The sequence below is a fragment of the Ensifer sp. LC163 genome (assembly GCF_001695855.1).
Taxonomy (GTDB): Bacteria; Pseudomonadota; Alphaproteobacteria; order Rhizobiales; family Rhizobiaceae; genus Ensifer.
This window is the reverse complement of record NZ_MBSS01000023.1, coordinates 175,881-202,691: the sequence shown is the minus strand read 5'-3', so window position 1 is coordinate 202,691 and position 26,811 is coordinate 175,881. Positions and strand designations below refer to the sequence as shown.

The following is a 26,811-nucleotide window of genomic DNA, read 5'->3' as shown; positions in this document are numbered from 1 at the left end:
AGTCATTCGCCGAGGGGGAAGGGGGCTCGCAAACACCGCGATGACCTCCCATGCTCCAGCACGATGCGGAGCCAAAAATAGACCCATAAAAGTTGATTGATTTTCGGTTGCAAGATCGCCAAAGTGGTGGGGTAGAGCACAGCTCGTCCGCTTCAAGTCAAAAATGAGCTAAGCCGCGAACGAGGCAGTATTTCGGTGCTCCGACACTATATCGATAGGCATTTGCAAGACGAAAACAAAAACAAAAAATGGGCCCCGGCATGTACAGCTAGGGCCATTTTTTTATGGGGCGCACCGGCACGGGCCGATGACGCCGCCAAAGGCGATCACTAAAAGTTGACTGTTCTGCGAACGGGCGCACGCCCCTCGATCACGCGGCGAACCTGCCTGCGATCGCGGCGCAGGATATCGAGGCAATCATTGCCGAACCATTCCAGCGATGCATCGGACTGGCCGTCGCCCGCGATCTCCAGGAGAAAACCGACATAATCGAGCGTGCCTTCGAACAACGGCGTCATGCCGTCGCGGCGGCCGGCGGCGGCATAGACGTTTGCCGGCTCGAAAACCGCGAGGTCCGACCGGTCATGAATGTTCTTCAGGTGGTAGTGGCGGACGTGCGGCTTCATCTGGCGATGCACGATGATGGGGTCGTCGCCGCCCTCCCAGACGTGGAGCGTATCGAAGTTGATCGCAAAGGCGGGATGGTCGACCTCGTCGATGAGACGCAGCGTCGAAGCCGCGGTATCCGCCAGCGTCTTCGGATGCGTCTCCGCCAGCAGTTGAATGCCATAGCCGGCGGTGATTGCGCATATCTCCTTCAGCCGCTCCACTATCAGCTGCCGCTCTTCGTCGGAGACGGAGAGACTACCGCAATTGCCGGCGAAGGTGCGGATCTTGCGGGTTCGCCAACGGCGCGCGAGCCTGCAGAGTTCGACAGTCTTGTGCCTAAGCGTCTCCGGATCGCCGTCGAGCGGCAGGTAGTCGCTGATCATCGGCACCTTCAGCCCAAAGGTGTCGAGCCAATCGGCATTGCGGTCGGGCTGTTGCACCAGGTTGCGCGCATGCGCGCCCCAAAGCTCGATGCCCTGGAAATCGTTCGACTGCGCCCAGGCGGCGATTTCGCCGAGCGAAATCAGATGATGTCGGAACGTGATCGTGCACAGCGATATGTTCATCGCGCAACCCTTTTCAGCATGGGCCTCTTCAGCATGGGAATGTCAGCGGCTATGTTCCGGTCGCACCAGAGATCGAAGATCTCTGCCAGCTTGCCTTTCAGCTTCGTCTCGAGCCGGTCGGCTTCCGCCAGCCGCTCGAAAACCGGGGCGGCCAACGCGCGGTCGCCGGTCTGGCTCAGCTTCATGCAATCGTAGTGCAGCGTTTTCAGCGCCTGGACGAGGGCCTCGATCTCTTCGCACCAGCCTTCGAACTCGGCCGCCGGCAGTTTCAACGCCCGCCAGAAGAAGGCAAAGCCATGCTCGTAGGCGTATTTGCGGATGGTGATGACGGGCAGCTCGCGCACGGCTTTGGTCAGATCGGCGAGATCGATGCCGCTGCGTCCCTCCAGATGAGCCGTTACGATTGTACGAACGGTGTCGGCTAGAGGGTTATTGTCCCCGATGAAGCAAGCCTCGAAATAGGCCTTGAGGTCTTCGGCGGCAGGCGGCCGGGCTTCGGCGTTGTCGAAGACATAACCGCCCCCAACGGTCGGCTGCATGACCGCATAGATCACTTTGTCCCGCGCGATCTCACCCTCCCACCGATAATCCGGATCGTGCACGAACCATGTGTCGGGATCGGCGGTCTCCCGCAGCATGAGGTAATGCGGGAAGGGGTTCTGGTTGAACTTGTTTTCGCGCTCCGGCAGATGGAACATGTCGAGCATGACCATCACGGAACCGGTATCTGCGCGCCGGCTAACGAGATCGAGCAGCACGGCGAGATTTTCGTTCTTGCTCAAATCCGGGTCGTACCATTCGCGAACGGTGACGCCGTATAGCCGCTGAAACCAGCCGCGGAAGAATTCCTGGCTGATCTCGGGTGCGTGGTAGAGAAGCTGGAAACGATCGCTGAGGGCAAATTTCGCATCCCAGACACCGAAATAGAACGGCCGGTGATCCAGGCCCTGGCGTTTCAGCCCGTCGCAGACGCAGCTGACGAAGCAATGGACCTTGATGTCGTAATAGGCCTCACCGTGGACGCCTTCGTCGGCTGTGCCGCCGGTCAGCGGAAACGACGGCACGACCGCGGCCACTTTCGGTTCATAGAGCGCGGCGAGGTCGGCGACGGTCTGGACATCCTGCCGGGCGATCGCTTCTTCGGGAACGCTCAGCCCATATTCCAGCTCGAGATTGAGAAAGATCTGCAGGATCAGGACGGAATCCAGATAGAGGTCCTCGTTGAGGCGAGCTTGCGGACCGAAGCCGTCGAGATGCGGGTGCATCATATGTTCGCTGAGGACCTTGTGGATCGCCTGCAGGGTTTCGTCGTTCGTCATGACGCTGCTCCGGCGATCGGTTTGGCAAACTCGCCGGTTGCGTGCCGGGCGGCAACCTCGCGGCGGCTGATCTTGCCGTTGGCTTGGCGCGGGATGGTATCGACCTGGCGGATGTCCATCGGCAGCTGGTGGCTGGCGAGGTTCAGGCTGCACCATGCGCGGATCGCCTGCGGCGCGATGGTTTCGCTGGCGCTGAACAGCAGCGCGACACGCTCTCCGGCAAAGCGGTCGCCCATGCGGAAGGCAACGGCGTCGCTCACGCCCGCCATCGCCATCACCGCATCCTCGACATCCCTGGGATAGACGTTGAGACCGGAGACATTGATCATGTCGTCCATGCGCGACACGAACACCAACATCCCGTCATCGCGGCGATAGCCGAGATCGCGGGTGTGGATGGCGATGCCATCGTCCTTCGTCACGACGATCTCGCCCGTATCCTCGACACTACTTCCGGTTTGCGGGAGAAGATGCGGCAGCACGAACCCCATGTGTCCGGCGGCAGTGACATCCGGATTGATGGCGATGCATCCGGCTTCGGAGCAGCCATATTGCTGGAACATGTGCCGGCTCTTGGCCCTGATCTGGACGAACCAGGGATCCGGCAGCAGCGTACCCGACGTCATCGTCGCATGGATCTGTTTGCCTTCCGGCAGGAGCCGGGCAAGCGTGTGCAGGATCGCCGGCGACGAATAGAGCAGCGGCCGCCCGACCTCGCGCAGAACCTTCATGAGATATTTCGGATTGGCCGTGTTGACGACCACCGGCGTCTGGCCACGCCTGAGCGCCACGAGGATGCCGCAGATCAGGCCATAGGAGTGGGTCGTCGGGCAGGCGATGACCGGGGTCATGTCCGCCGGCTCGCGGAAGGTGCCGATATAGCTTTCGATCTCGGCGTCGATATCCCCCCAGCTTCGCGCCACGCATTTCGGCGCCCCTGTCGTGCCCGAGCTCATCTGGAGAAGCGTTCCGGCCGGCAAGGCGTTCGAGGGTCGTTCCAACACCTCGGCCGTTAAGCTGTTGTAGAACAGCCGGTCGCAGCCGGCCCCGACCGCAAGCTTTCGCGCGGCCGAATAGGGCGTGCCCGGGTGGATCGGCAATACGCTGGCGCCGGCCCTGCGGATGGCAAAGAACAGCGCCAGCCAATCGACGGTTTCGGCAAAGCAGACCGCGTAGCGTCCGTCGTCGCGGTCTTTCAGGCCGATCTGCCCGGCCAGGCGTGCGGATGTTTCGTCGAAATAGGCGCGATCATAGTGCCTGTCATCGATACGGATCATGGCTTTCTCCTTCGTTGAAGCCGGTCCGCGGCCAAGGCGTTGGGCACCACGTGGTGGTACTCCGGCTTGCGCGCGAAGAGCTTCCTCGTCATCAGGGATTCGGTGAGAATTTCGGGCCGGCCGTGGCGCAATTGTGCCTGCCGAGCCGCCGTTGCGCGGCTGTGCGGATAGGACGACAGCAGGCGCTCGACCCGCTGCCAGAACAGCGGCTCGCGCAGATCGTAGCAATGGTCGAGAAGATGGCTGATCTCGCTCAGGTTGTAGACGAACAGGGTGTCCATCACCAGTTCGCGCAACGAATCCAGATTGTCCGTCCAGTAGAACTGGTCCGGCTCGGCGTCCCGGTAGAGCGGGTGCAGCGATGGAAAATCGGGCGCCTTTTCCGGTTCGCGCAGAAAGCCCGGCGAGAATTCGATGCTCTCGTGGAAGTCCCGCAGGATCAGCCGTACCGGCCATCCGCCACGGTGCACGAGCAGCATGTTCTGGCCATGTGCCTCGACGGCGATGCCGTGATGGACGAGCAGATGCCAGACGGGTAGCACGGCGACCTCGAGCAGCCGGTTGATCCATGGCATAAGGCCGAAGCGCCTGATCCAGTCGTCGGCAAAGGGCCGCCCGTCTATCTCCATCATCATAAGCGCCGTGAAGGGAACGACGGCTTCTCCGGCTTCGAGCGTCGCCTGCGCGCTCTGGCGCCAGATCGCCCCGACCTGCCCGGCCAGCGGCTCGTCCGCATCGGCGATGATCCCGGCATATTCCTGCAGGATGGTCAGCGGATACTGTTCGCGGAACAGTGGGTCCGAAGCGACGATCTCGCCGATCCAGCGGGAGATGACCGGAGCGGTTGAGACCGAATGTGGCTCCAGGATGCGCCGAGAGGACGTGTTGACGATGTTGAGCGGCAGCTTGACGCTTGCCGCGAGCGGCCGGTCCTGGTTGATGAGGGAACGCACCGACTGGGTCGCCGTGTAGCGATCGCCCACTGGGCCGAGGCAATGGACTTCCCCGGCCGAGATCCAGCCGGCAAGGAGCGTCTCGCTGAGATTGCGCCATTGCCACGGATGCAGGGGTACGAGCCCGAAATCATCGGCGGAGAGACCGAGCTGCTGCCGCATGCCTTGAAGGTGCGCCCAGGTTTCCTCGCCAAGTTCGGCCTGCCAGAACGTCTCTTCGCTGTCGGGCAACGCCTGGCGCAGGTGCTGGCGCGCGACGAGCAGCCAGACGAGCTGGAACGACTGACCGGCTTCCGGACCGAAGAAAGCATGGTCGGCATGAGAGAAGCCGGTGCGGGCCTTGTAGCAGGGGTGGTAGGGGTGCCCCTCGTCAATGGCGCCTTCGAGTTCGGCAAAGGACATCTCCCGCCGGGGACGGGCGATAAGATGGCGGTCGTTCCACTCGGAAAAAGCAATCGTCTGCTTCATCTCGTTCAAGAGCTTGCCGCGGGTGATGCCGCTGCCGGGCAGCGCTGAAACCACAAGCGAGACCGACGCCTCGCTCCAGCAGTCGTCGCCCGTCCGCATGTGCACCGATCCCGGCAATGGGCGAATTCGTCCGAATGCTCCGACCACGGCGTCGCACCGAAAATCGCGGCCGCCGAGCGTCCAGTGAAAATGCGTCGCGCCATCGCCGTCGCTCTGATGCGCCTCGATGATGCCTTCGAACAGAAGAGCGGCGACAAGCTGGCGAAGCACCCGGTCGTCGGGGCGTCCCTGGAGATCAAGAGGCAATGGCATGGCTTGTCCTCGAGACAGTCAGGGCTGCCTGTGCGCGCAAAGGGTTTGGCACGGGGCGATAAAGGATCGGCGCGTGGTCGGATTGCAGTTCGTCGACATTGAACAGCCGGGTGGTCAGGTTGGCCTTCGACGCGATCGTCGGCAGGTCCAGGACGTGACGGGCAAAATCCCGTCCAGCGCCAGCCATCCCGAGCGCGCATTGCTCCAGGTGGTTCCTCAGCACCCGCAGAAGCGTGCCTTCGTCGCACAACCCGTCATGCCCCATGCGGCTGATGACCGAAAAGACCTGGTTGACGATGAGGTAATAGGCGAAGCGGTCGCGGATCTCGCTTTCGGGAAAATAGAGCGACGGGATCGTCTCGGTTTCCGGGACGTGGCTCACCAGCAGGCTGCGATAACGTTCGGAGAGGTAGAAACCCTGGTTGTCGCGGTAGTAGCTCACCGAGGGGTAGCCGGCGCTGATATCGAGCAGGCTGTTTTGCTGATGCGCTTCGAGTGCGACGCCGTAGTCGTCGTAGAGCCGGATCAGCGGTTCGACGGCGCAGGCGAGGTAGCGTTGGAACCAGGCGATGCCGACGTCGGCGAGAGGCTCTCGATCCCTGGTGGCGAGTGTGCGCAGGCGCTTTTCGAGCCGCGACGGCGTTTGCGGAAGTGGCTCGGCGGTCAGGGCCGCTACGGTGATGACGCCTTGTCCCTTGCCATGGGCGAAGGGGTTTTCGCGCAGGATGACTTCAAAGCCGCTCTCGCTGTGGCCCGGCCGATCGAGCGTGATATAGGCCGGGTCCTGGATGATCCGGAAGTTTGCCGAGCGCTTGGCCAAGCCGATCCGGTCGATCAGCTTGGCCATCGCGACGCCGGCCTCCAGTTCCTGCTTTCGGTTCAGACGGACGGAATTGGTGATGCGCACCGGCAGCGAAAACTTGAGCATCCAGTCTTCCGCAGCGCCATAGACCGTGCGGACTGACGATGTTGCGCTGAAGAGTGAACCGGCCGGGCCCAGGTGACGCAGGATGCCCGCCCGTTGCATCGCCTGGATGCCGGGGTCGAGGAGCAGGGCTTCCGCCTGCAGCGGGTGCATCGGCAGCAGGCACTCGTCACCGGCGAGGCCCAAGTCTTCCGCATCGAGCCCCGACAACGAGCGGACGATGTCCGGCGCCTGTGCCGAGCGGGCGGAAGCGTGCCTGACGTGCTCCGCCTTCGCTGCGAAATAATGCAGCTTGAACTGGCCGCGCAGTTCGGGCGCATAGCTCTCCTGCTGCCAATAGGTCATGCCCTGCCGGCTCTTGGGCGTCGGGTGCAGCCAGTGCCCGAAGACAAGCGACTGTTCGGCCTCGAGAAATTCGCCGGCGTCCTCCGGATCCGGCGGCGCCTTGTCAATGTAGAGGGCGGTCTGCTGATAGCTTTCGAGCACCCGGATCAGAAGCTCAAGTTCGAAGCTACGCAACGCATCTGGCTGCCCCGCATCGTCCTGGCGATAGGCGGCCTGGACCAACATATGAAGCACGGACATCAGCTCGATCGGACGCCAGGACGGATCGGAGACATGGCGCGCCCAGGCCCTGCCGAAGTGAAGCGGCCCGCAAACGGACGATGAGGTGACCTCCACGCGCAGCATCATTTGCTGGCGGGCAAGCGACCATTCGATGCTGTCGCAGGATCCGCCAGCAGTTCGGTGCATCACTGGTACCCCGGGATTGACCTCCCTGAGATAGCAGTTGGCGAAGCTCTGAAATGTCGCAGTTTCTGCGATTTGCCTAGACGATTTCATGTCTGTCGATCCTCGGCACGCGACATGCAAAGTCGCGCAATCGCGTCGCGTGGGAGGCGCAACGCATCGAATTTTCCTAGTGAACGGGCTTAGGTCGGCGCGACATCTGTCACGCACGGTCTGTCAGCCGCCAGTGGAGGCGGATGGGATTGGCGCGGGATGCGCCCGGCTGGCGGCCAGGCAACAAACGGGGGCGGTCCAGACGGGCGCGATTGACGATGTCCGTTTAAGCGGTGGATACGGATGGAAGTGATGTGTGTCTTTGCCACAACTTGCGCGGCTATGAACGCAAATGCGCGGGCTGCCACCATTCCAGAGGGAAACGAGCCTGTGTGGCCACGTTCCCCTGCCAACGGCGGACGTCCGCTACGGCATTCCGGTGAGTTCATCTTCCACCCGTCTCGGCTTTCGGCGCGATGCTTCAGCATGCGCTTTCAAACAAAGACGACCGGCTCCGGATTTTTTTTCACCGATCCCGGATTTTTTATGATTATTTTTGTCCAGTTAAATTCAGGCCGCATGAGCCGCCCAGATGGAACAGGGCCGGATCGCGCGCGCGGCGCCGCCGAGGCACGCAGCGATAACGCCTTCGGCCGGGCGCTTGTGAAAGGCTAGCGAAGATGGAGGGCGCGCTGGAATTCGGCAGGCGTGCGGCCGTAGGCCTGTTTGAAGGACGCGCTGAAATGGCTGTGGCTGGAAAAGCCAAGGTCGAGGCCGAGTGCCGTCAGGTCATGGTAGGAGCCGAGCAGGTCCAGCGCTCGCGCAAGCCGCAGCCGCAACTGGTAGCGATAGAGCGGCATGGCTTCGACCTGCTGGAAAACCTGGGTGAGGTAGACCGGCGACACGCCGACCTCCGCCGCCACCTCGGCCAAGGTCCAGCGGCGGGCAAGATCGGTCGAAAGAACCAGCTTCGCCCGATCGACGAGTTTTTCGCGGCCATAGGTCGTAGCCACGCTGTGCGACGTCCTCTCGCCGAGCGAGCGCCTGATCAATGTCAGCGCCAGGGTCTCTGCCTCCAGCGTTTCGGCAATCCTGCGGTGAAGGCTGTAGCGCAACAGGGCGACAAGCGCCTGCGCCCTTGGATCGATGCGCCGGCGCGGTCTTTTGAACGAAACGAGCGCGCCGGAGCGCAGTTGCTCCTTCGGCGCAAGTTCGCAGAGGATGGCTTCGTCCACCTGCACGTCAAGGCAGGCGTCGCCGCCTTCGATCGGGTGGCTGACGCGATAGTCTTCGCCACGATTGAAGAAGATCACCTGATTGGATTCAGCCACGGTGTCGGCCTTGCCCACATGCCGCATGAAGACGCCGCGATAGGGATAGACGAGGCTTGTGCAGTGGCTGCATTCCTCGCCGCTTTTGCCACGGCACGCGCCGTCGCAGACCACATCCCGAAGCGAGGCGGTGGCGGTGTCGAGAAGCGTCTGGCACGAAAATTGGGACATCGCGGTCCTATTCGTCGCGTTTGTAGAAATCGTTATAGGCGGCCCCGCGCGACAGGCCAATATCCTTCAGTTGATGATCCGAAAGCGCAAGCAGATCCAGACGCCCGCGCCGCGTGTCCATCCAGCGGGAAAGCCGCGCAAACAGCCGCCAGGGAAAACCGCGTGTTTCGAGCGCGGCCGAAGCCGCAAATCTCTCCCGCGGGGCGATCAGCCGTGCGGAGACATAGATCAGGTTGCCATGGGATGAAGCTGTATCCGGCATCGGATCATCTCCCGTCATTCGCTTTCGATGATGGCAGGATGACGCATCGCCGCGGCTGCCGCTGTCAGATTATTTAGCGATCGGTGAGGGATCGCCGGCGTTTATGAACGCAAACAACGCCGCCTTCATGGTCTGGCTTAAGGCAGGGGACGTTGTTTGAGGGGGCGGGGGCGGAGAACGAGCCTCGCCGAGTACCAAAGTCGCCGCAAAAGTACGACTTTAGTCGCTTTGCATGTCATTGACGCGGCACTATTCTGACACTGGGAGGATCGCTCATGACCAAAATAGCCGTACCGCTGGTCAGTCACGGACATCCGGATCGGGAGCCTGATTGCGAATGCGCGGTTGAAGGTGCCTTCCTGGAACTGGTCGACCGCGCCGAGGCCGCGGGCTGGACGTCGGACGAAGTGGCGGACTGTCTCGTCAGCCTGTCGCACAGGCATCGCACGGCGCTCAGCGAGGACATTCACATGCTCGAGGAGATCACGTCTTCGCTGATACTTTCGCGAAAGCTTCACTAGGGCCTGTCATTGTCTTGAACCGACCTGCGCTTCGCGCGCACGGGGCTAGCCCGTAGCCGCAGACATGATCCATGTGCTTGCGCCGGGCAGGCCTTCCCCATCGCCTCGTCAGGGATCCGCCTTCAGGCGGCGATGAACTTTCCGTCGTAACGCACGCGAAAATTCCGGCGTTGGGCGTCCTCCTGGAAGCAAAGGAACACCAGTTCGAGATCGTTTGCGCTGCTGCGCCGGCCGAGCAGGCTCAGCGTGATCACGATCACGCCGCCATAGGCGCGCGTCAGGTCGATTGCGGCTCTTCGAATTTCGTTGGTGCCGGCGTCGTCCTTGTCTTCGCGCCGTTCGTAAACCTGCCAGAAACGCGCTGTCTCCCAGGCCGAACGCAGTGCTTCGGTGATCTGATCCTTGAACTCGTCTGCCGACCTGCCCTTGCTCCACGAAACGGTCTGCTCGGTGTGATCGCCAAAGATATCGAGATAACCGTCATAGTCGTCCGGATCGGAAAAACACCGCTCGATCATCCCGAATGCCACGTCCTCGGAAATCGCTGCCTTGAAGAATATCGTCATCGAATCGCCAACCCTGCCTTGAGCGCCTATGTTGTCAAAGCGTTGGCGACGTATCTAGTCCCCCCGAGCGCTGATCGATGCCGGACGACCGATTATCATTCCGCTGCAGTGACTTGAGCCCTTTTGACGTGGCGCCTCCTGGCAGCCTTGCCTTCCAAGAAGCCAGAATCTTCGGGAAGCTGGGTGTTGGCCGAGCCGACGACCATGTCGGTTGATCGCATCGCGCATGCCGAGCGATTTCAGTTATATGAGTATTGCCTGATATTTATCAGTCGTGCTATCTTTGATTTCATTCTTGACTGGTGCAACCGGCATTCTCATTTCGTCTTCTGCGCACGATCTCAGCGATCGCGGCGCAAGAGCCATTTGTTTCGACACTCATATTTGCAGCATAGAAATTTGTTCAGTCCGGCGCAGCACGGGGGCGCAAGACAGGGTCGGGAGATCGCTCCGCTCTGAAGCTCCGGCGCAGATACAGGCGGGAGGAGGTGCGCTCAATTGCTCGGCACGGCATTTCCACGCGAAGTGTTCTGGCGTTCAGTGGTCTTTGTCTGTTTGTTGGTTGGGTCCATGTTATCGGCCGCGACGGTTCGGGCATCGCAGACGGACGGCGGCGACATGCGGTTCTTCGTCGTTCGCAGCGGCCAGCCGGGCTGCGAGCCGACCTGTCCCGAGTGGATATCGGCAGAGGGCACGATCGTCGACGAAAGTCCGGCGCGTTTCAAGAAGCTGCTCAAGTCCATCGGCAACCGACGCCTGCCGATCGTGGTGACGTCGCCAGGCGGAGACGTCGATGCTGCGCTTGCGATCGGGCGCATGATCAGAGCGCGAAAGCTTGAAGTTGCGGTCGGCAGGACCCGCTTCATCGGTTGTCAGCCCGAGCAGCAGGATTGCAGCGACAACGACCGCAAAGGCGCCCGCCACATCGGCATCGCCTATTCCGGCGAAGCCTTTTGCAACTCGGCCTGTCCGTTGCTGCTTGCCGGCGGCACCCGGCGCGTGGTCGGCGAGTGGGCGTTTCTTGGCGTGCACCAGATCACCACGACCTACATTCAGACGGAGACGCAATATCGCACGAAATATCATGTCGTGAACGGCAAGAAGAAGATGACCAGCAAGAAGGTCGTCAGTCGCAGGAATGTCGGCGGCTACAAGACCTATGAGATGAACAGGGCGACCGAGCGTAAGCTGGCAGCCTATCTCGTGGAAATGGGCGTCGGCCGTGCCGTGATCGATCTGATGAAGATCACGCCCGCTGCCGACATTCGCAAGATCGAGCCCGTCGCGATGTTGGAGATGAAGCTGACGACCAGGCTGGGTGGGGTCGAACTGCTGACCTCGGTCGAGGCTTGCAGGGCGGTGCCGGCAGCCGCCAATTGCCGCGTCTTCGTGATGTCGGACCTGGAGCGCTAGACCCGCGGACTTTGGCTGGAGATAGGGATGCCTGGATGGAATGCCTTCGCCGACAAGACTTCGCCCCGCCTGCGACGGGCGGCGCTGCTGATTTGTCTGGCTGCTTCAAGCATTTTGATCCAGCAGCCGGCAATGGCGGAAGAACAGCAGATGCGGTTCGTTGTCGTGCGCTCGAACCAGGCCGGTTGCGAGCCGACATGTACGGAATGGATTTCCGCCGAGGGGATGATCGGTCCCAGAACGCCGACTTTGCTGAAGACGACGTTAAGGACGCTCGGTGACCGCAAGCTGCCGCTGGTCCTTGCATCACCGGGTGGGGACATTGCTGCTGCCATGGCGGTCGGCCGCCTCGTTCGCAGGAATGGGCTGAGCGTGGCCGTCGGCACGACCGTTTTTGTCGGATGCCAGCGGGACCAGGAAAGCTGTACGGCAAACGACAACCGAGGGGCTGACCATATCGGCGAGGCGGTTTCGCAAGGACGATGCGTGCATGCATGCACCCTGGTTCTGGCGGCCGGCGTTCGACGGCTCGCCGGCGAAGGAACGGCCGTCGAGGATATTCCGATCGTAGCTGCAAGCGAGGCCGGCACCAAGACGCTGGCAGCATATTACGGCGAGATGGGCGTGCGACATCAGGTCCTGGTCGAGGGCCCACGCAACGAAGACGGTAATCTCGGTCATTGGCAATTGTTCAAGGCGCTTCTGGTGACGAGCACGCTCGCGGTCGACCAACTGGTCGATGCGCGGATTTGCCGAGGCACGCCCGCGCCCAACAATTGCCGGGTCTTCACCACGATGGATCTGGAATAGCCGACTTCCACCGCGCCAACGCTATCGTCCATCGTCAGGCAACGCCGAGGACGCCGTGCGTGCCTGGCCCGCAAGAGCAACGACGATGGCCAGAAGAATGAGACCCGCCGCGACTGCAAACGTGACGCGCATGCCCGACGCCACGGCCTCGGGCGGGGCCGTGGCGATGTCGGACGCGGCCGATGCCAAGGCGAAGACGGCGCCCATGACGGACGCGCCGGTGACGAGCCCCAAGTTGCGCGACAGGTTGAGCATGCCGGAAACGACACCGCGGCGATCGGCGCCGATGCCCGCCATGACGGCGGTGTTGTTGGCCGCCTGGAAGAGGGCATAGCCGGCGGTGACAACGGCGATCGGCGCGAGGTAGCCGGGAATGGCGAGTGTTGCCGGCAACATGGAGAGCGCGGCGGCGCCGACTGCTGTTGCCGCAAGTCCGACCATCATCACCGGCCGTGCGCCGAACCGGTCGACGAAGCGGCCAGCCGGTATGCCGCTCATTGCTGCCACCACCGGGCCGACCGACATAACCAGCCCGATGATGGCCGCATCGAGCCCCAGGGTGCGCGCGAGATAAAAAGGGCCGACAACCAGCGTCGTCATCATCACCGTGCAGACCAGCCCATTGGTGATCAGGCTCGCGCTCAAAGCCGGATCGCGAATCATGGCCAGGCGCACCAAGGGAGATGCGGCCTTTGCTTCGACGAGCACAAACAGCCCGCTTCCCAGGGCCGTCGCCAGTAGCAGAACGATGTTGAGCGGGCCGAAATGGCCGCGGCCGATGGTCATGGCAAGCGCGTAGGCCGCGAGCGTCAATGCCAGCACGATGGTCCCGGGAACGTCGAAACGGGCAGGGGCTCGCGCGGTTCCCTGACTGTCGGCAGGCAGATGACGATGCGCGAGGACGTAGGTGAGGATGCCGAGCGGCACGTTGACGAAGAAAAGTGCGGGCCAGCCGAAGCCGGCAATCAACGCACCGCCGAGAGACGGGCCGAGCGCCGTGCCGATCGCGGACATGGTTGCCAGCAGCCCCATGGCGCTGCCGGTCCGTGCCTTCGGCACCGTCTCGGCGACGAGGGCCATGGTCAACGCCATCATGATCGCCGCGCCCAGGCCCTGTGCCGCGCGGGCGACGATCAGCAGCCAGAGTGTCGGGGCAAGGCCGCTGAGGCCCGAGGCCAGCGTGAAGGTTGCGATCCCAGCAAGGAGCAGCCGTCGCCGCCCGACGATGTCGCTGAGTCGGCCGACGCCGACGATCAGCGCGGTGATGGCGAGAAGGTAGGCCAGCACCACCCATTGCACGTCCTGGAATGACGCCTCGAAAGCGTGGGCCAGGGTCGGCAGGCCGACATTGGCGATGCTGGTGCCGAGCGCCGATAACAGTATGGAGAGCGACAGGCCGGCGAGCCCCAGTCGGACGGAACGCGTCCGCTCGCTACCTTCAACGGTCGGCTCCGTGGGCGCTGCAATGTCTCGCTTCAAAACGAACTCCGTCTGCTGGCAACTCCGAAATGGAGCCGTCAGAAGCCTAGCTCCTTGCCTGGCATGGCGGAACGCGCATGCTTTGCACTTTATTCATGCATGGCACGCCTCATCCCGATGAAACTGCGCTATACCAAGCAGATGTCGAAACCCGATCTCAATCTGCTGGTCACCCTTGATGTCCTGCTTGCGGAAGGCAGCGTCGCGCGAGCCGCCGAACGGCTGCGGCTCAGCCCTTCGGCCATGAGCCGGGCACTGGCGCGGCTCAGGGAGGTGACGGGTGACCCGCTTCTGGTGCGGGCCGGGCGCGGTCTCGTTCCGACGCCGCGGGCGCTGGACCTGCGCGAGCGCGTCGGCCAACTCGTCGACGATGCCGAGGCGGTCCTGCGCCCGGCTGAGATGCTTGACCTCAGCCGGCTCACCCGCACCTTCACGCTGCGGACGAGCGAGGGGTTTGTGGAGAATTTCGGTCCCGACCTCCTTCGTCGCATCGGTGCTGAAGCTCCGGGTGTTCATCTGCGTTTCCTGCCAAAGCCGAACAAGGAGAGCAGCGCGCTGCGCGACGGCAGCGTCGATCTGGAAACTGGCGTGATCGGGCTGGCAACCGGCCCCGAAGTGCGCACGCAGGCATTGTTCCGGGATTGCTTCATCGGCGTGGTGCGCAAGGAGCACCCCTTGAGCCAGGGCCCGGTGACTTCAGCTGGCTATGTCCGCGGCCGGCATGTGCTCGTCTCCCGGCGGGGTCTCGACAGGGGACCGATCGACGAGGCCCTGGAGAAGCTCGGCCTGGAGCGGCAGATCGTCACCACGGTCGGGGGCTTCTCGGCGGCGCTGGCTCTCGCCCGCGGATCGGACTTGATCGCCAGCGTGCCCGAGCGGCATACCGGAAACCTGCGCGCCGGCATGCACAGTTTCCCTCTGCCGGTCTCGGTGCCTGAGGTTACGGTTTCGATGCTCTGGCACCCGCGGCTCGATGCCGATCCGGCGCATCGCTGGCTGCGCGCCTGCGTCCGTGAGGTTTGCCTGGCGCAGCTCGCCGATCGGCGAACGGACGAGCCGCCCGAGGACGACGCGACGCCGTTGGGGTGACGGAGGTTTGCGGGCGGCCTATCGGCAGACCGTGCCGGCCCAACCTGAGCACGCCGTTAATCGACCTTTGGCATTGCAAAGCCAGGTGACGAGACAACATATACCGCTGCCATACCTCCCGATGCCCACGATGATTTTGCCGCTGGAGATTTCATGACCAAGTCCGTTTCGCCAAATCTTTCGACGATTGCCGAAGATCCGTTCCTCTGGCTGGAGGACAGGACGTCGCAGCCCGCGCTCGACTGGGTGCATCGCCAGAACGCGCTGACGAAGGAGAGGCTGCAGGGTGATCCTTCCTATCGGTCGCTGTTCGAAACGGCGCTGGAACTGATGACCGCGGAGGACAACATCGCCGTCGGGTATGAACTGCGCGGTCATGTCTACAACTTCTGGCAGGACAAGACCAACGCGCTCGGCCTCTGGCGTCGCACCACTGTTGCCTCCTACAAGAGCGACAAGCCGGACTGGCAGACGATCATCGACTTCGACGCGCTTTCGCATGAGGAAGGCGTCAAATGGGTGTTCAGTGGCGCGCGCCGTCTTTATCCGGAGTTCGACCGCTGCCTCATGAGCCTGTCGCCCGATGGCGGCGACGCCAGCGAGATGCGCGAGTTCGACATCGAAACCGGGGCCTTTGTCGAAGACGGATTTCGGGCGCCCGTTTCGAAATCGAACTTCAGCTGGCTCGACATCGATACGGTCATCGTTGCCGCTGCCTTCGAGGAGCAAGAACGGACGCAGTCCGGCTATCCTCGCGTCGTGAAGCTGTGGAAGCGGGGCACGAGCCTGAGCGAGGCGACACCGATCTTCGAAGCGCAGGTCGAGGATCTGGCCGCCAGCGGTTCGCTCGAGTTCGACGGCGACGTGCAATATCTGCTGCTGACGAGAACGATCGATTTTTATTCCGGCCATCATTTCGTAAGGCTGGCTTCAGGCGAAAACCGGCGGCTGCCGCTGCCGGACGATGTCGTCGACATTGCCATTCAGAACGGCCAGATCGTCTTCGGCGTGCGCGGCGCCTGGTCCGCGCCGGGTGGCGTGACATGCCTGCCGGACGGGCTCTACGCCTTCGATTTCAAGCGCTGGCTCGAAACGGGTGACATCGGCTCCATCGAAACGGTGCTGCCACCCGCGGAGCGCGTTTCGATCGCGCATGTCGCCAACACGCGCGACCGTCTGTTCATCAGCCTTATGGACAATGTCCGTGGCCGTGTGGTCTTTGCAGAGCGTGGCGAACGCGGATGGTCGCTCACTCCCGTGGCCCTGCCCGAAAACGGTAATGTCGGCATCAGCCACATCAATCAGTTCGGCTCCAGCGTCTCGTTCTCCTTCACCGATTTCCTGACGCCGAGTTCGATCATCTGGTCTGACGATGACGGCGAGACGCTGGCGACGGTCAAGGCGCAGCCCGCGCGGTTCGATGCGGCTGAACTGATATCGGAACAGTTCGAGGCACGCTCGAGGGATGGCACCCTCATTCCCTATTTTGTCGTGAGGCGTCGCGACCAGCAAGAGCCGATGCCGGCATTGCTCTATGGCTACGGCGGCTTCGAAGTCCCGCTTCTGCCTGCCTATGCCGGCGTGCGCGGCAAGCTCTGGCTCGAAAAGGGCTACGCCTATGTCCAGGCCAACATCCGCGGCGGTGGCGAGTTCGGCCCGCGATGGCACCAGGCGGCGCTCAGGGACAAGCGGCAGAACGCGTTCGATGACTTTGCCGCCGTTGCCGAAGACCTGGTGCGGCGCGGGATATCGACCCCTGCCATGCTCGGCATTCAAGGTGGGTCGAACGGCGGCCTGCTCACCGGTGTCTCCCTGACCCAGCGGCCCGAGCTTTTCGGCGCGGTGATCATCGAAGTGCCGTTGCTTGACATGCTTCGTTATACCGAATTACCGCCGGGTGCGTCCTGGATGGCGGAATATGGCGATCCGTCGAAGCCCGAGGAAGCGGGCTGGCTGGCGGCCTATTCGCCCTACCAACACGTCGCTGATGACGCCGGTTATCCGCCGGTACTGTTGACGACGTCGACCGCCGACGACCGGGTCCATCCCGGCCATGCGCGCAAGATGGCCGCACGGCTGCAGGCCGCCGGCCATTCGAACGCGCTGTTCTTCGAGGAAACGGAAGGCGGTCATGGCGGGCGCGGCGACCGCCGGATACAGGCAGCCCAGACGGCGATGAAATATGTCTTTCTGGAGCAGGCGTTGAGCGGCGGGACGAAATGAACGCAGCTTACTGCACAATCCCTTAAATCGGGATCGATTGAAGGACGAAATTATGCCGCAACTCAAAGTGTTACAGCGACCTTTGCCCGTCTAAATAGACGCGCGGCGCTGTAGCCCATGCTGGCACCTATCCGATGGCAGGGCGTCGCGACGCCCCGCCTTGTCGCAGCGCCTTGTGGCTGATGGCGACGAGATAGGCGGTCAGGAACAGAATGCCGACGAGCTTGAAGGCCTCTTCGACAAAGGTCGCCCCGCCGACATGGATCGGGGCGATGTCGGCGGCGAAGGACAGTCCCATCGACAGGACCGAGCCGACGAGCAGCAATCGCGGCGTTGCTGCCCGAACGGCATAGGCGCAGTAGCACAGGGTAAAAAGCACCAGCATGTGCGGCACGAGGACGATTTCCTCCGGGATGCCCGTGGTCGCGACCGCCTCATGCAGCATGAGGAAATCGTCGATACCCATCAGGGCCGCAAAGAGCCCGCCGGCAAGGAGTGTCCGCCGCAGAGGTGTGGCTCCTTCGGCGCCTGTCGCCGCAAAAGCCTGAAGTGCTGCAGCCGCGCCGAAGATCCACAGGATTATCCCGATATTCGAGACCAGGCCAAAGTAGCCAGGGTTGTGCGCAATGGCGTTCGGGTCGCGAACGAGATCATAGTAGTCAATGCCGAAGACCCTGTCGGCAACCACGAGCGACGCGAGAATGCCGACGGAAACGAGCATGACGGCGATGATCGAGCTGGCCTCCGATCGATGCCACCTTCCGGCTCGGACCGGCGGCGAATGCGTCTGTGCCTTGGCATTCATGGCGTCTCGTCCTCGCATGTTCTGGCAAATCGGAACTGAACGCGGGCGATCCGGCCTTTTGTTTGTGACAGTTTTGTGACTTTGCGTGTGTTTAGGGGATGCAGTCGGATAGATTGCGTCGGGCCGCGCCACGCGGCCGAACATTCTCCCGATCAACCCCGCCGTTCACTCAAGACGTCGATCAGCGCGCGGGACGCGGCGGAAAGCCGGCGGTTGGGGGCATAGACAATCGAGATCGACCTCGTTCGCCCGTTCATCTGGGGCAGGAGTTCGACCAGCCTCCCCTGCTGGACAGCACGCTCGACGACAAAATCGTAGGTCTGGCAGATGCCCGCACCGTGCTCGGCCATCGACATGACGCCGAGAACGTCGTCGCTCACCCGCAGCCCGCCGGAAGTGGGTACCCAGTCGAGATCCTGACCATTGTCGCGGAACATCCAGGGCGCGAACCTGCCGGTGCTCGGCATGACGAAGGGCACGCAGTCGTGACGATCGAGATCGGCGATGCTCTGTGGGGTCCCGCGACGGGCGATATAGTCGGGCGCGGCGACAAGGCACATCGCCCCGTCCTCGATCTTGCGGGCAATAAGGCCGCTGTCCGGCAACGAACCCATGCGGATGGCGAGATCGAAGCCTTCGGCAACCAGATCGACGTTGCGGTTGGTGATATTGAGCTCGACTTCGACCTTGGGATGAAGGGCTCGGAACCGGCAGAGTTGAGGCGGCAGCCGGAAGTGCCCGTATGTCGTCGGTACGCTGAGGCGGACGCGGCCGGCGACCTGGCCGCTACCGCCTTGGATCGCGCGCTCGGCGTCGTCGATGGTCGAGAAGGCGGAGCGTGCCTGATCCAGAAAATGCTGTCCGTCGTGGGTCAGCCCGATCCGCCTTGTGGTGCGGCGCAGGAGCTGGCTGCCGAGCCGCGCTTCGAGCCTCGATATGGCGCGGCTGACGACGGAGGGTGTCGTTCCAAGGGCGATGGCGCCGGCCGTCAACGATCCGTGCTCGGCCACCGCCACGAATACTTCGACATCGGCAAGATAATCGAAACGACGAGCCATCCTTGTCTCCTGAGAACAAATGAATTGAAGTTGAGAGCGTTTATCGCCTCTGAGGGGGGTAATAAAGTCCTGCGAGACCAGCGAACTGACGCTTCTGCAATCTTTGAAAGTGAAAATCATGGCCAACTTGACGAAATGGCTGCGCGGCCTTGCCGCCGCGCTAGCGCTCACCCTTGCCGCCGCCGATGCGAATGCCGCCAAGGTGCTAGTCGTGCTTTCCGGTTCCGATCATCTCGACCTCAGGGACGGCAAGGTGTTCGAGACCGGTTTCTATCTCAATGAGTTGATGCAGCCGGTGAAGCTCCTGCTCGAGGCCGGCCACGAGATCACCTTCGCTACGCCTGGAGGGCAAGTGCCGACGGTCGACAGGACATCCGTGGACCCGGCCTATTTCGGCGGCAGTGCCGATCAGATGAAAGTCTACCAGGATCTGCTCGACGAACTCGCCATCACCTCGCCGGAAAAGTCGCCGGTGATCGGCCTCGCCCGGGTTGCGCAGATCGGCTATGCGGCCTTCAATGCCGTTTACATCCCTGGCGGCCATGCGCCGATGCAGGATCTGCTGCACGACAGGCAGCTTGGGCAGTTGCTCGCCCACTTCCACGGCAACGGCAAGGTCACCGCTCTGGTTTGCCACGGCCCGATCGCACTGCTTTCGACACTGGCGGAGGCAAAGACGTTCACCGACCAGCTCGAAGCCTCGCAGCACCCCGATCGTCCGAAATGGATTTATTCGGGCTACCGCATGACCGTCATCAGCAACCAGGAAGAGGAACTCGCCAAGGGCCTGCTCGATGGCGGCGCGATGAAGTTCTATCCGCAGACGGCGCTTGAGGCGGCGGGTGGAAAATATGAGAGCAATGCGGCGCCCTGGCAGGCAAATGTGGTGGTCGACCGGGAGTTGATCACCGGGCAGAATCCCGCCTCTGCCTTGCAGGTCGGCGAAATGCTCGTCGAGCGGCTGAAGTAGCGCCGATCAGCTTCACGACCGGAAAGGTGGCCTCGCTGTCCCAGGGACGGCGAGGTCTTTTCCATGCCGTCGAACTATGCTTCCTTAACCCAATCCGCTCCCGCCAAAGGACCGTTTGTGGCTCCCGTGCGATCGCGATCAAAATATTTGCAGGGCCATGTCGGCTCGCGAGGAGTTCGCTCGTCTTATTGTCAGCGTTGGCAAAAACGCATGAAACCGCGAGGAAAGAGATATGTTCCGCACTGCCCTTATCGCCGCAGCCCTGCTCATTGCCGGGCCGGCTTTTGCCGACAGCCAGCCGGTTGGCGAGCGGGTCGAGGTCAATGGCATGAAGATGTACTACGAAGTGTCCGGCGAGGGCGAGCCGCTGATCGTCCTGCACGGCGCCTACATGAACATTCCGTCCATGGGCGCGATCATTCCCAAGCTCGCCGAGACCAACAAGGTCTATGCGATCGAGTTCCAGGGGCATGGACGCACGACCGACATCGATCGGCCGATTACCTACCCAAACCTGGCAGACGACGTGGCGGCGTTCATGGATGCCGTCGGCGTCAAGAAGGCTGATGTGTTCGGCTACTCCATGGGCGCGGCCGCCGGGCTGCAACTCGCTATCCGCCATCCGGACAAGGTCAACAAGCTGGCGGCGGCCTCGGTCGGCTACGATGCAGAAGGCTGGCAACCGGAGTTCAAGGCATTCATCCCGCAGATGACGGTGGAGATGTTCGTCGGCATGCCGTTTGCCGAGGACTACCGCAAGCTTGCCGCCAATCCGGACGGCTTCCCGGCGCTTGTCGCCAAGCTGATTGTGCTCGAGAAGGAACCGATGGCCTGGGAAAAGGACGTGAAGGCATTGAAGACCCCGGTGCTGATCATCGCCGGCGATGCCGATGTCGCGACACTGGAACATTCCGTGGCGATGTTCCGGCTGCTCGGCGGCGGCGGCATGGGGGACATGGGCAAGCCGTTGCCGGCCTCGCGGCTCGCCATCCTGCCGGCAACATCGCACACGGCCGTCATCAACCAGCCGGATCTGCTCGAAGCCTTGGTCGTGCCCTTCTTCAAGGGCGAGACGCCGAAGGGCATGTTCCAATAGAAACTGCGGCGCATCTTGCCCGATCGGGAGAGGTGCGCCGTTCGATCCGTGCAGGCGTCGTTGCAACGGCGCTCTGACTACGCCCGCTTCTACGCGTCGCCGATGATCCAGCGTGCGGCCTTCTCCGCAATCATCATCGTCGGCGCACTGGTGTTGCCGCTGGTAATGGTCGGCATCACGCTGGCATCGACCACGCGCAGTCCCTCGATCCCCCGAACCCGAAGGCGGCTGTCGACAACGGCCATGTCGTCGTCCTTGTCGCCCATCCGGGCGGTGCCGACGGGGTGAAAGATGGTGTTGGCGATATCGCCGGCAAGTTTCGCCAGCTCGCCATCGCTCTGGAACTCGATGCCGGGCTTCCATTCGACCGGCTCGTGTCGTGCCAGCGCCGGCTGGCTGACGATCGACCGGATCTGCCGGATGCTGTCGGCGGCGATCTTGCGGTCCTCGTCCGTGCTCAGATAGTTCGGAGCGATTGCCGGCGCGTCGCCGCGATGGCGCGACCGGATCCGCACGTGGCCGCGGCTCGTCGGGTTGAGATTGCAGACGCTGGCGGTGAAAGCCGGAAAGCTGTGCAGGGGCTCGCCGAAGGCGTCGAGGCTGAGCGGTTGCACGTGATATTCCAGGTTGGCATGGGCGCGCTCGGGGTCGGAGCGGGTGAAGGCGCCAAGCTGCGACGGCGACATGCTCATCGGTCCGCTGCGCTTCAGCACGTATTCGAGCCCGATCCGGGCCTTGCCGGCGAGATTGCTCGCCAGTGTGTTCAGCGTTCTGGCATTCCTCACCTTGAAGACGGCGCGGATCTGCAAGTGGTCCTGCAGGTTTTCGCCGACCCCGGGGGCATCGTGTTCGACGGAAATGCCCATGGCCCGCGACAGCGCGGCCGGTCCGATGCCTGAGAGCTGCAGGATCTGCGGCGAGCCAATGGCTCCGGCGGAAAGAACAACCTCGGCCGTCGCCCGCACGGTCGCCTTGTCGCGACCGCGATAAAGCGAGACGCCGGTACAGCGCTTGCGCCCATCGGCTGTGGTTTCGATCAGCAGCTTGTCAACCTCTGCTTCCGTCCAGACGACCAGATTGCGGCGATGGCGCACCGGCCGCAGAAAGGCCTTGGAGGTGTTCAATCGCCAGCCTGACTTCTGATTGACCTCGAAATAGCCGACGCCCTCATTGTCGCCGCTGTTGAAGTCGGCCGATCGCGGGATGCCTGCCTGCACGGCGGCCTCGGCGAAGGATTCCAGGATATCCCATTTCAGCCGCTGTTTTTCGATGCGCCACTCGCCGCCGCGGCCATGCATATCGGAAAACCGGCTGTTGTCGCCGGTTATGGGATCGGCGCCAGCGTCGAGCCGGTAGTGATCCTCATGCGCCTTGAAATCCTGAAGCGAATTCTCCCAAGACCATTCGCGGTCGTTGGTCTGGGCTGCCCAGCTCTCATAGTCGCGCGATTGTCCGCGCATGTAGATCATGCCGTTGATCGAGGAGCAGCCGCCAAGCGTCTTGCCGCGCGGATAGCGCAGCGATCGTCCGTTCAATCCCGCTTCCGGCTCGGTCTGGTAGAGCCAGTCGGTGCGCGGATTGCCGATGCAATAGAGATAGCCGACGGGGATATGGATCCAGGGATAGTTGTCGCGCCGCCCCGCTTCGATCAAGAGGACCCGTTTGCCGGGGTCGTGGCTGAGCCGGTTGGCAAGCAGGCAGCCCGCCGAGCCGGCGCCGACGACCACATAGTCGAAAACGGCAGCGTCAGCAGTCGAGGTGTCGGACTTCATCGCAAGCATTTCCCAATACGGCGCAAGCGGACGAGTGAGCCGCAGCGTATGCTGCTCGATGGCCGAAATCATCCGCCTTTATAATTTCCATCGATGATCGCGGCATTGCGATCCTCCGAGGATCAGTAAACGGCTACCGGAAGGTGAAATCCAATGATAAATAGCACCGAGCATTATAAGGAAGCTTTATATGGCCGATCATCTGGATCTGCGATTGCTGCGGGCCTTCGTCACGGTGGCGCGGGAAGGTAACGTCACGCGGGCGTCCGAACTCTTGCATCTGACCCAGCCTGCCGTCAGCCTGCAGGTGAAGCGCCTGTCCCAGGAACTCGGCCTCAGGCTGTTTCATCGAACCGCCAGCGGGCTCGAACTGACCCGCGACGGCGCGCTGCTGGCGGCCAAGGGCGAGCAGGTGCTGGCGTCCGTGACCGAGTTCCGGCAGACGGCGATGCATCTGACGGCGCAGCTTCGCGGCAAGCTGCGGATCGGCACGATCATCGACCCGGAGTTCACCCGGCTCGGCGCCTTTCTCCAGGCCCTGGTCGAAAGCGGGCCGGGTATTGAAACCACCCTACGCCAGGGAATGAGTGGTGAAGTCGCGATCGGTCTGAAGCGCAACGAACTCGATGTCGGGTTCTTTCTCGGCGACCTCGATGATTTCGGCACAAGCACGGATATCCAGGTTCAGGAGTCCGAGGCGCAGTTCTTCGTCAAGCCGCTGTCGAGGTTGACCTATCGCGTCGTCGCACCGCCGGCCTTTGCCGGCATCGTCGCCGGGCGGGACTGGAGCGAGCTTGCGGCACTGCCCTGGATCGGAACGCCGCCGGCGTCCGTTCATCATCGGCTGCTTGCCAGGAAGCTCGGTGATCTGAACCTCAGGCAGAACGTCGTTGCCCTCGTCGATCAAGAAACGTCGATGCTGGCCATGGTTCGCACCGGCCTTGGTCTCAGTCTCTGCCGGGAATCGATTGCGCTTAGCGAACAACAGGCAAACGGCCTCGTCATTGCCGACCGGGTCAAACTCGAAACCACGCTCGGCTTCGTCTGTCTTCGGCCCCGACGCACCGATCCCAACGTCGCGCTCGCTTTCGAAGTCATCGATAGGATATGGCGGACGGACCGCCGAGAGCCCGCCTGACGATCGCGCCGCAAGCGTTGGCCGACTTACATTCGCCGGCAGCACTGTTCGTCAAAACGAATGCGGCGCGCTCCAGCCTGCCGCATTCGTTTTGCTTGATCATCGATGGTTTCGACCTTGCCCGCCTGTTGCGGGGCACGCCGTGGCGAAGGTTACTTCGCTTCGGCCAGCGTTTCGGTGCCGCTTCCGTCCTTGCCGGTGATCGTCCAGGTGCCGTCCAGCGAACCGTCGCCGTTGACCTTATAGACGATGAGCCCGAGGACATCTCCCAGGACGTAGGCGGCGGCGAAGGCGTTGCCATTGAGCATGCAGACGCCGGTTGATTTTACGCCTGCCGTGTCCCATTCGATGACGCAGGTGGTCTCGCTGGCAAGCGTGATTTCCGCCGTACCGGAATAGCTGGAGCCATCCAGGTTCGTGCCTTCGACGGTGTACTTGCCGGCGTTTACGGTCTGGGCGTTTCCGGCCGCGGCTGCGGCCAGAAACAGCGCCGCAGCGAGCAACAATCTTCTCACAAGTCCCCCAAAAGAAGCCGCGCGCCCCTCGCGCGGTTCGGAATTGTTACGCGCAAACCATAACGTTTGAAGCGGTGCGCAAGGTCCGCTCGCATTCATTTTTGGTGGCGTCGCCTGCTTTTGTGCCCAGGCGGCCGAAATTAGGTTGCGACGGGGCGGGAGCGGCTCAGCTTTTTGGGGAGAGGAGGGCAACGCTGCTCCTGACGGACGACATTCTCGCCTGCTCGTCCCAGTCGGACAGCAGCGACATGATCTCAAGCGAATCGGCCAGCCGCGGCGCGGGGCGCCGGGCTTCCTTCAACCCTGCCTTCAGGCCGTTCTCCACCAGTCGCACCTGATGCCCGAACGCGTCATGGTCGGACGACACGACAATTTCCTCGGGGGCGTGGCCGTATTCGCAGAGTTCCAAGCGATTTTCGCCCGCCACCGGCAGCCACGGATTGCTAAGGAACCGTAAGGTGCCGCGCTCCCCGTGGATTGAAAACGCGAAGGACATGCCGAAGCTGTCGGTCGACTGCAGCGTGGCGAGAACGCCATTGTCGAAACGAACCGACAGGCTCGCGTCGCAGATATTGCCGTCATGCGGCGAGACGTTTCCGAAGGCGGTGATTGCTCGTCTGGAAAAGACATCCTGTCCGCAGGCCGTCTGGATCACGTAATGCAGCAGCGAAGCGGGATAGCAACCGAGATTGAAGATCGTGCCCTTGCCCATCGGGTTGACGAATTTCCAGATATCGGCGGCGTAGAGACCGGATACCGACCGGATCGCCCCAAGCCGGTCGGACTGGAGGATTTCGCCAGCCTTGGCCATCACCGGATGGCAGAGATACATCAGGCCCTCGAGAAAGAAGGTGCCGTTGGCGCGCACGGCCTGCGCCAGGGTGTCCGCTTCGGCCATCGTCGTGGTCAGCGATTTCTCCGACAGAACGGCCTTGCCCTTGTTCGCGGCACGCAGCACCGCCTCGTGATGCATGTTGTTGGGCAGACCGACATAGACGACATCGATGGCCGGATCGTCGAGCAACGCGTCGTAACCGGAATAGTGCTTTGCAATACCGTGCCGGGCGGAAAAATCGGAAAGCCGTTGGAGGTCGCGCCCGGCCACGGCCTCGATGCGGGAACCGTCGCTCGCAGAGATGGCCTCGGCCATCGTGTCGGAGATGAAGCTCGTTCCAAGAATTCCCCAGCGCAGCATATATCAGTTCCCTCAGCGGTGCAGTTCGAGATAGGCGGATGCCACAAGGGCGTTGATATCCTTCGGCACCGGCACGACGCACATCGAGGCGTCGAGCGTGCGGCTCGCCACCCGCTCCAGGCAGCGGGCCTGAAGCGCAAAGCCGAGATCCATGGATTCGACCGAATTGCCAAGTGCCCTTGGCCCGGCAAGATTGGCCATGTGGCCGGCACCGAGAATATGGATGCGGCGTCCATCGGCAAGGACGAGCGTCTCGATGCCCTCGTCGACGTAGGTTTCTGCTGCCACCACCACGTTGTCGGCACGCATGCCGGCAACGTCGATCTCGCGCGGGAAGTGCCCGCCGTTGAGAAGGACCACGCCGTCCTTGAAAGCGGGGAGATCGGACGTCCTCAGAATATTGGCGGAGCCCGTGACCGTGATGATCACGTCGGCCGAGTGTATGGCGTCATCGCGTCTGGGCGTCGAGAAGCCGTCGAGATGGGCCTCGAGTGCGGCGACCGGATCGACGTCGACAACGCTGACGGCGCTGTAGGCATTGCGGAAGCAGGCGGCGGTGCCCTTGCCGCAGGCGCCATAGCCGAAAACGGTTACGCGCTTGCCATTGGTCGAGCGATTGGTGAAGCGCATGTAGCTTTCGAACAGGCTCTGGCCGACCGCATGACGGTTTTCTGCAAACTGCTTGATGGGGCTGTCGTTGATCACCAGCACCGGTAGGCCGATGGCACCGCGCATCGGCTCCAGCCGTGTCCGGCCGGAAGTGGTTTCCTCCGTGCCGCCGAGCAGTTTCCGATAGGGCCGTTCGGCGACACGGGCGAAAAGGTCGCCGCCATTGTCGAGCAGCAGGTCGGGTTGGTGATCGAGCAGCGCATCGATGAAGCCCGAATGCGCCTTCGCATCAGTCGTCTGTCCACCGATCACAGCGATGCCCTGGCTTTTCAGATAGTCGACAGTCGCCGGCTGGGTGCTGTTCAGATTGCCGGTCACCACGAGTTCGGCTCCACCGGCTCTGAGCGTCATCAACAGGGCAACCGTCTTCGGCTCCAGATGGATCGCCGTGCCGATCGTCAAGCCCTTGAACGGGCGGGTTGTCTGAAACTCGGCGGCGGTGGCGCGCAGAAGCGCGCAGCTTTGCCCGACCCACTCGATGCGGGACGGGTGGCTGGAGGTGTTCATGGTGATGGT

At 62.6% G+C, this 26,811-nt stretch carries 24 protein-coding genes; 9 read left to right on the top strand and 15 right to left on the bottom strand.

Annotated elements, in window-relative coordinates:
* Positions 1–329: 329 nt before the first annotated feature.
* From BC360_RS19105 to BC360_RS19085, 5 genes are read right to left on the bottom strand one after another with little or no spacing between them, the layout of a single operon-like run.
* Positions 330–1,175, bottom strand: coding sequence for a sugar phosphate isomerase/epimerase family protein (locus BC360_RS19105; RefSeq protein WP_065786162.1), 846 nt, complete (start codon positions 1,173–1,175; stop codon positions 330–332).
* Positions 1,172–2,494, bottom strand: coding sequence for a DUF6005 family protein (locus BC360_RS19100; protein ID WP_065796513.1), 1,323 nt, complete (start codon positions 2,492–2,494; stop codon positions 1,172–1,174). Before BC360_RS19100 ends, BC360_RS19105 begins: the two co-directional genes overlap by 4 nt.
* Complete coding sequence (locus BC360_RS19095; protein ID WP_065796512.1) at positions 2,491–3,771, bottom strand: AMP-binding protein; 1,281 nt, start codon at positions 3,769–3,771, stop codon at positions 2,491–2,493. The genes BC360_RS19100 and BC360_RS19095 overlap by 4 nt, the downstream gene beginning before the upstream one ends.
* Positions 3,768–5,504 carry an IucA/IucC family protein gene (locus tag BC360_RS19090; RefSeq protein WP_065796511.1) on the bottom strand — a complete coding sequence of 579 codons (1,737 nt, stop codon included), beginning with the start codon at positions 5,502–5,504 and terminating at the stop codon, positions 3,768–3,770. Before BC360_RS19090 ends, BC360_RS19095 begins: the two co-directional genes overlap by 4 nt.
* Complete coding sequence (locus BC360_RS19085) at positions 5,488–7,182, bottom strand: IucA/IucC family protein (protein ID WP_320416830.1); 1,695 nt, start codon at positions 7,180–7,182, stop codon at positions 5,488–5,490. The genes BC360_RS19090 and BC360_RS19085 overlap by 17 nt, the downstream gene beginning before the upstream one ends.
* Before the next feature lie 516 nt (positions 7,183–7,698).
* Here BC360_RS19085 and BC360_RS31715 point away from each other — a divergent pair.
* The gene (locus tag BC360_RS31715; RefSeq protein ID WP_065786157.1) at positions 7,699–7,887 is read left to right on the top strand and encodes a hypothetical protein; all 189 of its coding nucleotides are present in this window, start codon (positions 7,699–7,701) and stop codon (positions 7,885–7,887) included.
* On the opposite strand, the gene BC360_RS19080 is transcribed toward BC360_RS31715, so the two are convergent.
* Together BC360_RS19080 and BC360_RS19075 are read right to left on the bottom strand one after the other, a co-directional pair.
* Positions 7,884–8,714, bottom strand: coding sequence for a helix-turn-helix transcriptional regulator (locus BC360_RS19080; protein ID WP_065786156.1), 831 nt, complete (start codon positions 8,712–8,714; stop codon positions 7,884–7,886). The two genes, BC360_RS31715 and BC360_RS19080, sit on opposite strands and share 4 nt — an antisense overlap.
* 7 nt (positions 8,715–8,721) lie before the next feature.
* Positions 8,722–8,976 carry a DUF1127 domain-containing protein gene (locus BC360_RS19075; RefSeq protein ID WP_065786155.1) on the bottom strand — a complete coding sequence of 85 codons (255 nt, stop codon included), beginning with the start codon at positions 8,974–8,976 and terminating at the stop codon, positions 8,722–8,724.
* Positions 8,977–9,251: 275 nt separating this feature from the next.
* Between BC360_RS19075 and BC360_RS19070 the strand changes: the two genes are divergently transcribed.
* On the top strand, positions 9,252–9,497 hold the full coding sequence (locus BC360_RS19070) for a hypothetical protein (RefSeq protein WP_065786154.1): 246 nt from the start codon (positions 9,252–9,254) through the stop codon (positions 9,495–9,497).
* A 122-nt stretch (positions 9,498–9,619) separates the two neighbouring features.
* Here the strand turns inward: BC360_RS19070 and BC360_RS19065 are convergent, their stop codons facing one another.
* On the bottom strand, positions 9,620–10,063 hold the full coding sequence (locus tag BC360_RS19065) for a hypothetical protein (RefSeq protein ID WP_065786153.1): 444 nt from the start codon (positions 10,061–10,063) through the stop codon (positions 9,620–9,622).
* A 570-nt stretch (positions 10,064–10,633) separates the two neighbouring features.
* Here BC360_RS19065 and BC360_RS30940 point away from each other — a divergent pair.
* A complete protein-coding gene (locus BC360_RS30940) occupies positions 10,634–11,476 on the top strand; it encodes a hypothetical protein (protein ID WP_139110108.1) in 843 nt (280 codons plus the stop codon).
* A gap of 27 nt (positions 11,477–11,503) precedes the next feature.
* Complete coding sequence (locus tag BC360_RS30935; protein WP_083222631.1) at positions 11,504–12,286, top strand: hypothetical protein; 783 nt, start codon at positions 11,504–11,506, stop codon at positions 12,284–12,286.
* A 21-nt stretch (positions 12,287–12,307) separates the two neighbouring features.
* Here the strand turns inward: BC360_RS30935 and BC360_RS19055 are convergent, their stop codons facing one another.
* A complete protein-coding gene (locus BC360_RS19055) occupies positions 12,308–13,765 on the bottom strand; it encodes an MFS transporter (protein ID WP_065796509.1) in 1,458 nt (485 codons plus the stop codon).
* Positions 13,766–13,906: 141 nt separating this feature from the next.
* Between BC360_RS19055 and BC360_RS19050 the strand changes: the two genes are divergently transcribed.
* Together BC360_RS19050 and BC360_RS19045 are read left to right on the top strand one after the other, a co-directional pair.
* Positions 13,907–14,854 (top strand): LysR family transcriptional regulator, encoded by a 948-nt coding sequence (locus tag BC360_RS19050; protein ID WP_065796740.1) that lies wholly within the window; start codon positions 13,907–13,909, stop codon positions 14,852–14,854.
* 153 nt (positions 14,855–15,007) lie between these two features.
* Positions 15,008–17,077 carry a prolyl oligopeptidase family serine peptidase gene (locus BC360_RS19045; RefSeq protein ID WP_065796508.1) on the top strand — a complete coding sequence of 690 codons (2,070 nt, stop codon included), beginning with the start codon at positions 15,008–15,010 and terminating at the stop codon, positions 17,075–17,077.
* Positions 17,078–17,204: 127 nt separating this feature from the next.
* Here BC360_RS19045 and BC360_RS19040 read toward each other — a convergent pair whose 3' ends face one another.
* Together BC360_RS19040 and BC360_RS19035 are read right to left on the bottom strand one after the other, a co-directional pair.
* Positions 17,205–17,882 carry a hypothetical protein gene (locus BC360_RS19040; RefSeq protein WP_065796507.1) on the bottom strand — a complete coding sequence of 226 codons (678 nt, stop codon included), beginning with the start codon at positions 17,880–17,882 and terminating at the stop codon, positions 17,205–17,207.
* A gap of 152 nt (positions 17,883–18,034) precedes the next feature.
* Positions 18,035–18,940 carry a LysR family transcriptional regulator gene (locus BC360_RS19035; protein ID WP_065786149.1) on the bottom strand — a complete coding sequence of 302 codons (906 nt, stop codon included), beginning with the start codon at positions 18,938–18,940 and terminating at the stop codon, positions 18,035–18,037.
* A gap of 118 nt (positions 18,941–19,058) precedes the next feature.
* Here BC360_RS19035 and BC360_RS19030 point away from each other — a divergent pair, with 118 nt between their 5' ends.
* A complete protein-coding gene (locus BC360_RS19030; protein ID WP_065796506.1) occupies positions 19,059–19,910 on the top strand; it encodes a type 1 glutamine amidotransferase domain-containing protein in 852 nt (283 codons plus the stop codon).
* A 232-nt stretch (positions 19,911–20,142) separates the two neighbouring features.
* On the top strand, positions 20,143–21,006 hold the full coding sequence (locus BC360_RS19025) for an alpha/beta fold hydrolase (RefSeq protein ID WP_065796505.1): 864 nt from the start codon (positions 20,143–20,145) through the stop codon (positions 21,004–21,006).
* A gap of 89 nt (positions 21,007–21,095) precedes the next feature.
* Here BC360_RS19025 and BC360_RS19020 read toward each other — a convergent pair whose 3' ends face one another.
* Positions 21,096–22,778, bottom strand: coding sequence for a GMC family oxidoreductase (locus BC360_RS19020; protein WP_065796739.1), 1,683 nt, complete (start codon positions 22,776–22,778; stop codon positions 21,096–21,098).
* A 190-nt stretch (positions 22,779–22,968) separates the two neighbouring features.
* On the opposite strand from BC360_RS19020, the gene BC360_RS19015 reads away from it, so the two are divergent.
* The gene (locus BC360_RS19015; RefSeq protein WP_065786146.1) at positions 22,969–23,916 is read left to right on the top strand and encodes a LysR family transcriptional regulator; all 948 of its coding nucleotides are present in this window, start codon (positions 22,969–22,971) and stop codon (positions 23,914–23,916) included.
* A 152-nt stretch (positions 23,917–24,068) separates the two neighbouring features.
* On the opposite strand, the gene BC360_RS19010 is transcribed toward BC360_RS19015, so the two are convergent.
* The 3 genes from BC360_RS19010 to BC360_RS19000 form a co-directional block, all read right to left on the bottom strand.
* Positions 24,069–24,431 (bottom strand): hypothetical protein, encoded by a 363-nt coding sequence (locus BC360_RS19010; protein WP_065786145.1) that lies wholly within the window; start codon positions 24,429–24,431, stop codon positions 24,069–24,071.
* A gap of 166 nt (positions 24,432–24,597) precedes the next feature.
* The gene (locus BC360_RS19005; RefSeq protein WP_065786144.1) at positions 24,598–25,626 is read right to left on the bottom strand and encodes a Gfo/Idh/MocA family protein; all 1,029 of its coding nucleotides are present in this window, start codon (positions 25,624–25,626) and stop codon (positions 24,598–24,600) included.
* A 12-nt stretch (positions 25,627–25,638) separates the two neighbouring features.
* Positions 25,639–26,802: an adenosylhomocysteinase gene (locus BC360_RS19000; RefSeq protein WP_065796504.1), complete on the bottom strand. Its 1,164-nt coding sequence runs from the start codon at positions 26,800–26,802 to the stop codon at positions 25,639–25,641.
* Positions 26,803–26,811 lie beyond the last annotated feature (9 nt).

Bases quoted from the DNA above. Each gene is read 5' to 3' on its own strand.
- BC360_RS19000 (WP_065796504.1), bottom strand. From the start codon at position 26,802: ATGAACACCTCCAGCCACCCGTCCCGCATCGAGTGGGTCGGGCAAAGC.
- BC360_RS19035 (WP_065786149.1), bottom strand. From the start codon at position 18,940: ATGGCTCGTCGTTTCGATTATCTTGCCGATGTCGAAGTATTCGTGGCG.
- BC360_RS19005 (WP_065786144.1), bottom strand. From the start codon at position 25,626: ATGCTGCGCTGGGGAATTCTTGGAACGAGCTTCATCTCCGACACGATG.
- BC360_RS19020 (WP_065796739.1), bottom strand. From the start codon at position 22,778: ATGAAGTCCGACACCTCGACTGCTGACGCTGCCGTTTTCGACTATGTG.
- BC360_RS19070 (WP_065786154.1), top strand. From the start codon at position 9,252: ATGACCAAAATAGCCGTACCGCTGGTCAGTCACGGACATCCGGATCGG.
- BC360_RS19080 (WP_065786156.1), bottom strand. From the start codon at position 8,714: ATGTCCCAATTTTCGTGCCAGACGCTTCTCGACACCGCCACCGCCTCG.
- BC360_RS19030 (WP_065796506.1), top strand. From the start codon at position 19,059: ATGGCCAACTTGACGAAATGGCTGCGCGGCCTTGCCGCCGCGCTAGCG.
- BC360_RS19040 (WP_065796507.1), bottom strand. From the start codon at position 17,882: ATGAATGCCAAGGCACAGACGCATTCGCCGCCGGTCCGAGCCGGAAGG.
- BC360_RS19095 (WP_065796512.1), bottom strand. From the start codon at position 3,771: ATGATCCGTATCGATGACAGGCACTATGATCGCGCCTATTTCGACGAA.
- BC360_RS19085 (WP_320416830.1), bottom strand. From the start codon at position 7,182: ATGCACCGAACTGCTGGCGGATCCTGCGACAGCATCGAATGGTCGCTT.
- BC360_RS19025 (WP_065796505.1), top strand. From the start codon at position 20,143: ATGTTCCGCACTGCCCTTATCGCCGCAGCCCTGCTCATTGCCGGGCCG.
- BC360_RS19065 (WP_065786153.1), bottom strand. From the start codon at position 10,063: ATGACGATATTCTTCAAGGCAGCGATTTCCGAGGACGTGGCATTCGGG.
- BC360_RS19015 (WP_065786146.1), top strand. From the start codon at position 22,969: ATGGCCGATCATCTGGATCTGCGATTGCTGCGGGCCTTCGTCACGGTG.
- BC360_RS19075 (WP_065786155.1), bottom strand. From the start codon at position 8,976: ATGCCGGATACAGCTTCATCCCATGGCAACCTGATCTATGTCTCCGCA.
- BC360_RS30935 (WP_083222631.1), top strand. From the start codon at position 11,504: ATGCCTGGATGGAATGCCTTCGCCGACAAGACTTCGCCCCGCCTGCGA.
- BC360_RS30940 (WP_139110108.1), top strand. From the start codon at position 10,634: ATGTTATCGGCCGCGACGGTTCGGGCATCGCAGACGGACGGCGGCGAC.
- BC360_RS19100 (WP_065796513.1), bottom strand. From the start codon at position 2,494: ATGACGAACGACGAAACCCTGCAGGCGATCCACAAGGTCCTCAGCGAA.
- BC360_RS31715 (WP_065786157.1), top strand. From the start codon at position 7,699: ATGCGCTTTCAAACAAAGACGACCGGCTCCGGATTTTTTTTCACCGAT.
- BC360_RS19050 (WP_065796740.1), top strand. From the start codon at position 13,907: ATGTCGAAACCCGATCTCAATCTGCTGGTCACCCTTGATGTCCTGCTT.
- BC360_RS19105 (WP_065786162.1), bottom strand. From the start codon at position 1,175: ATGAACATATCGCTGTGCACGATCACGTTCCGACATCATCTGATTTCG.
- BC360_RS19090 (WP_065796511.1), bottom strand. From the start codon at position 5,504: ATGCCATTGCCTCTTGATCTCCAGGGACGCCCCGACGACCGGGTGCTT.
- BC360_RS19045 (WP_065796508.1), top strand. From the start codon at position 15,008: ATGACCAAGTCCGTTTCGCCAAATCTTTCGACGATTGCCGAAGATCCG.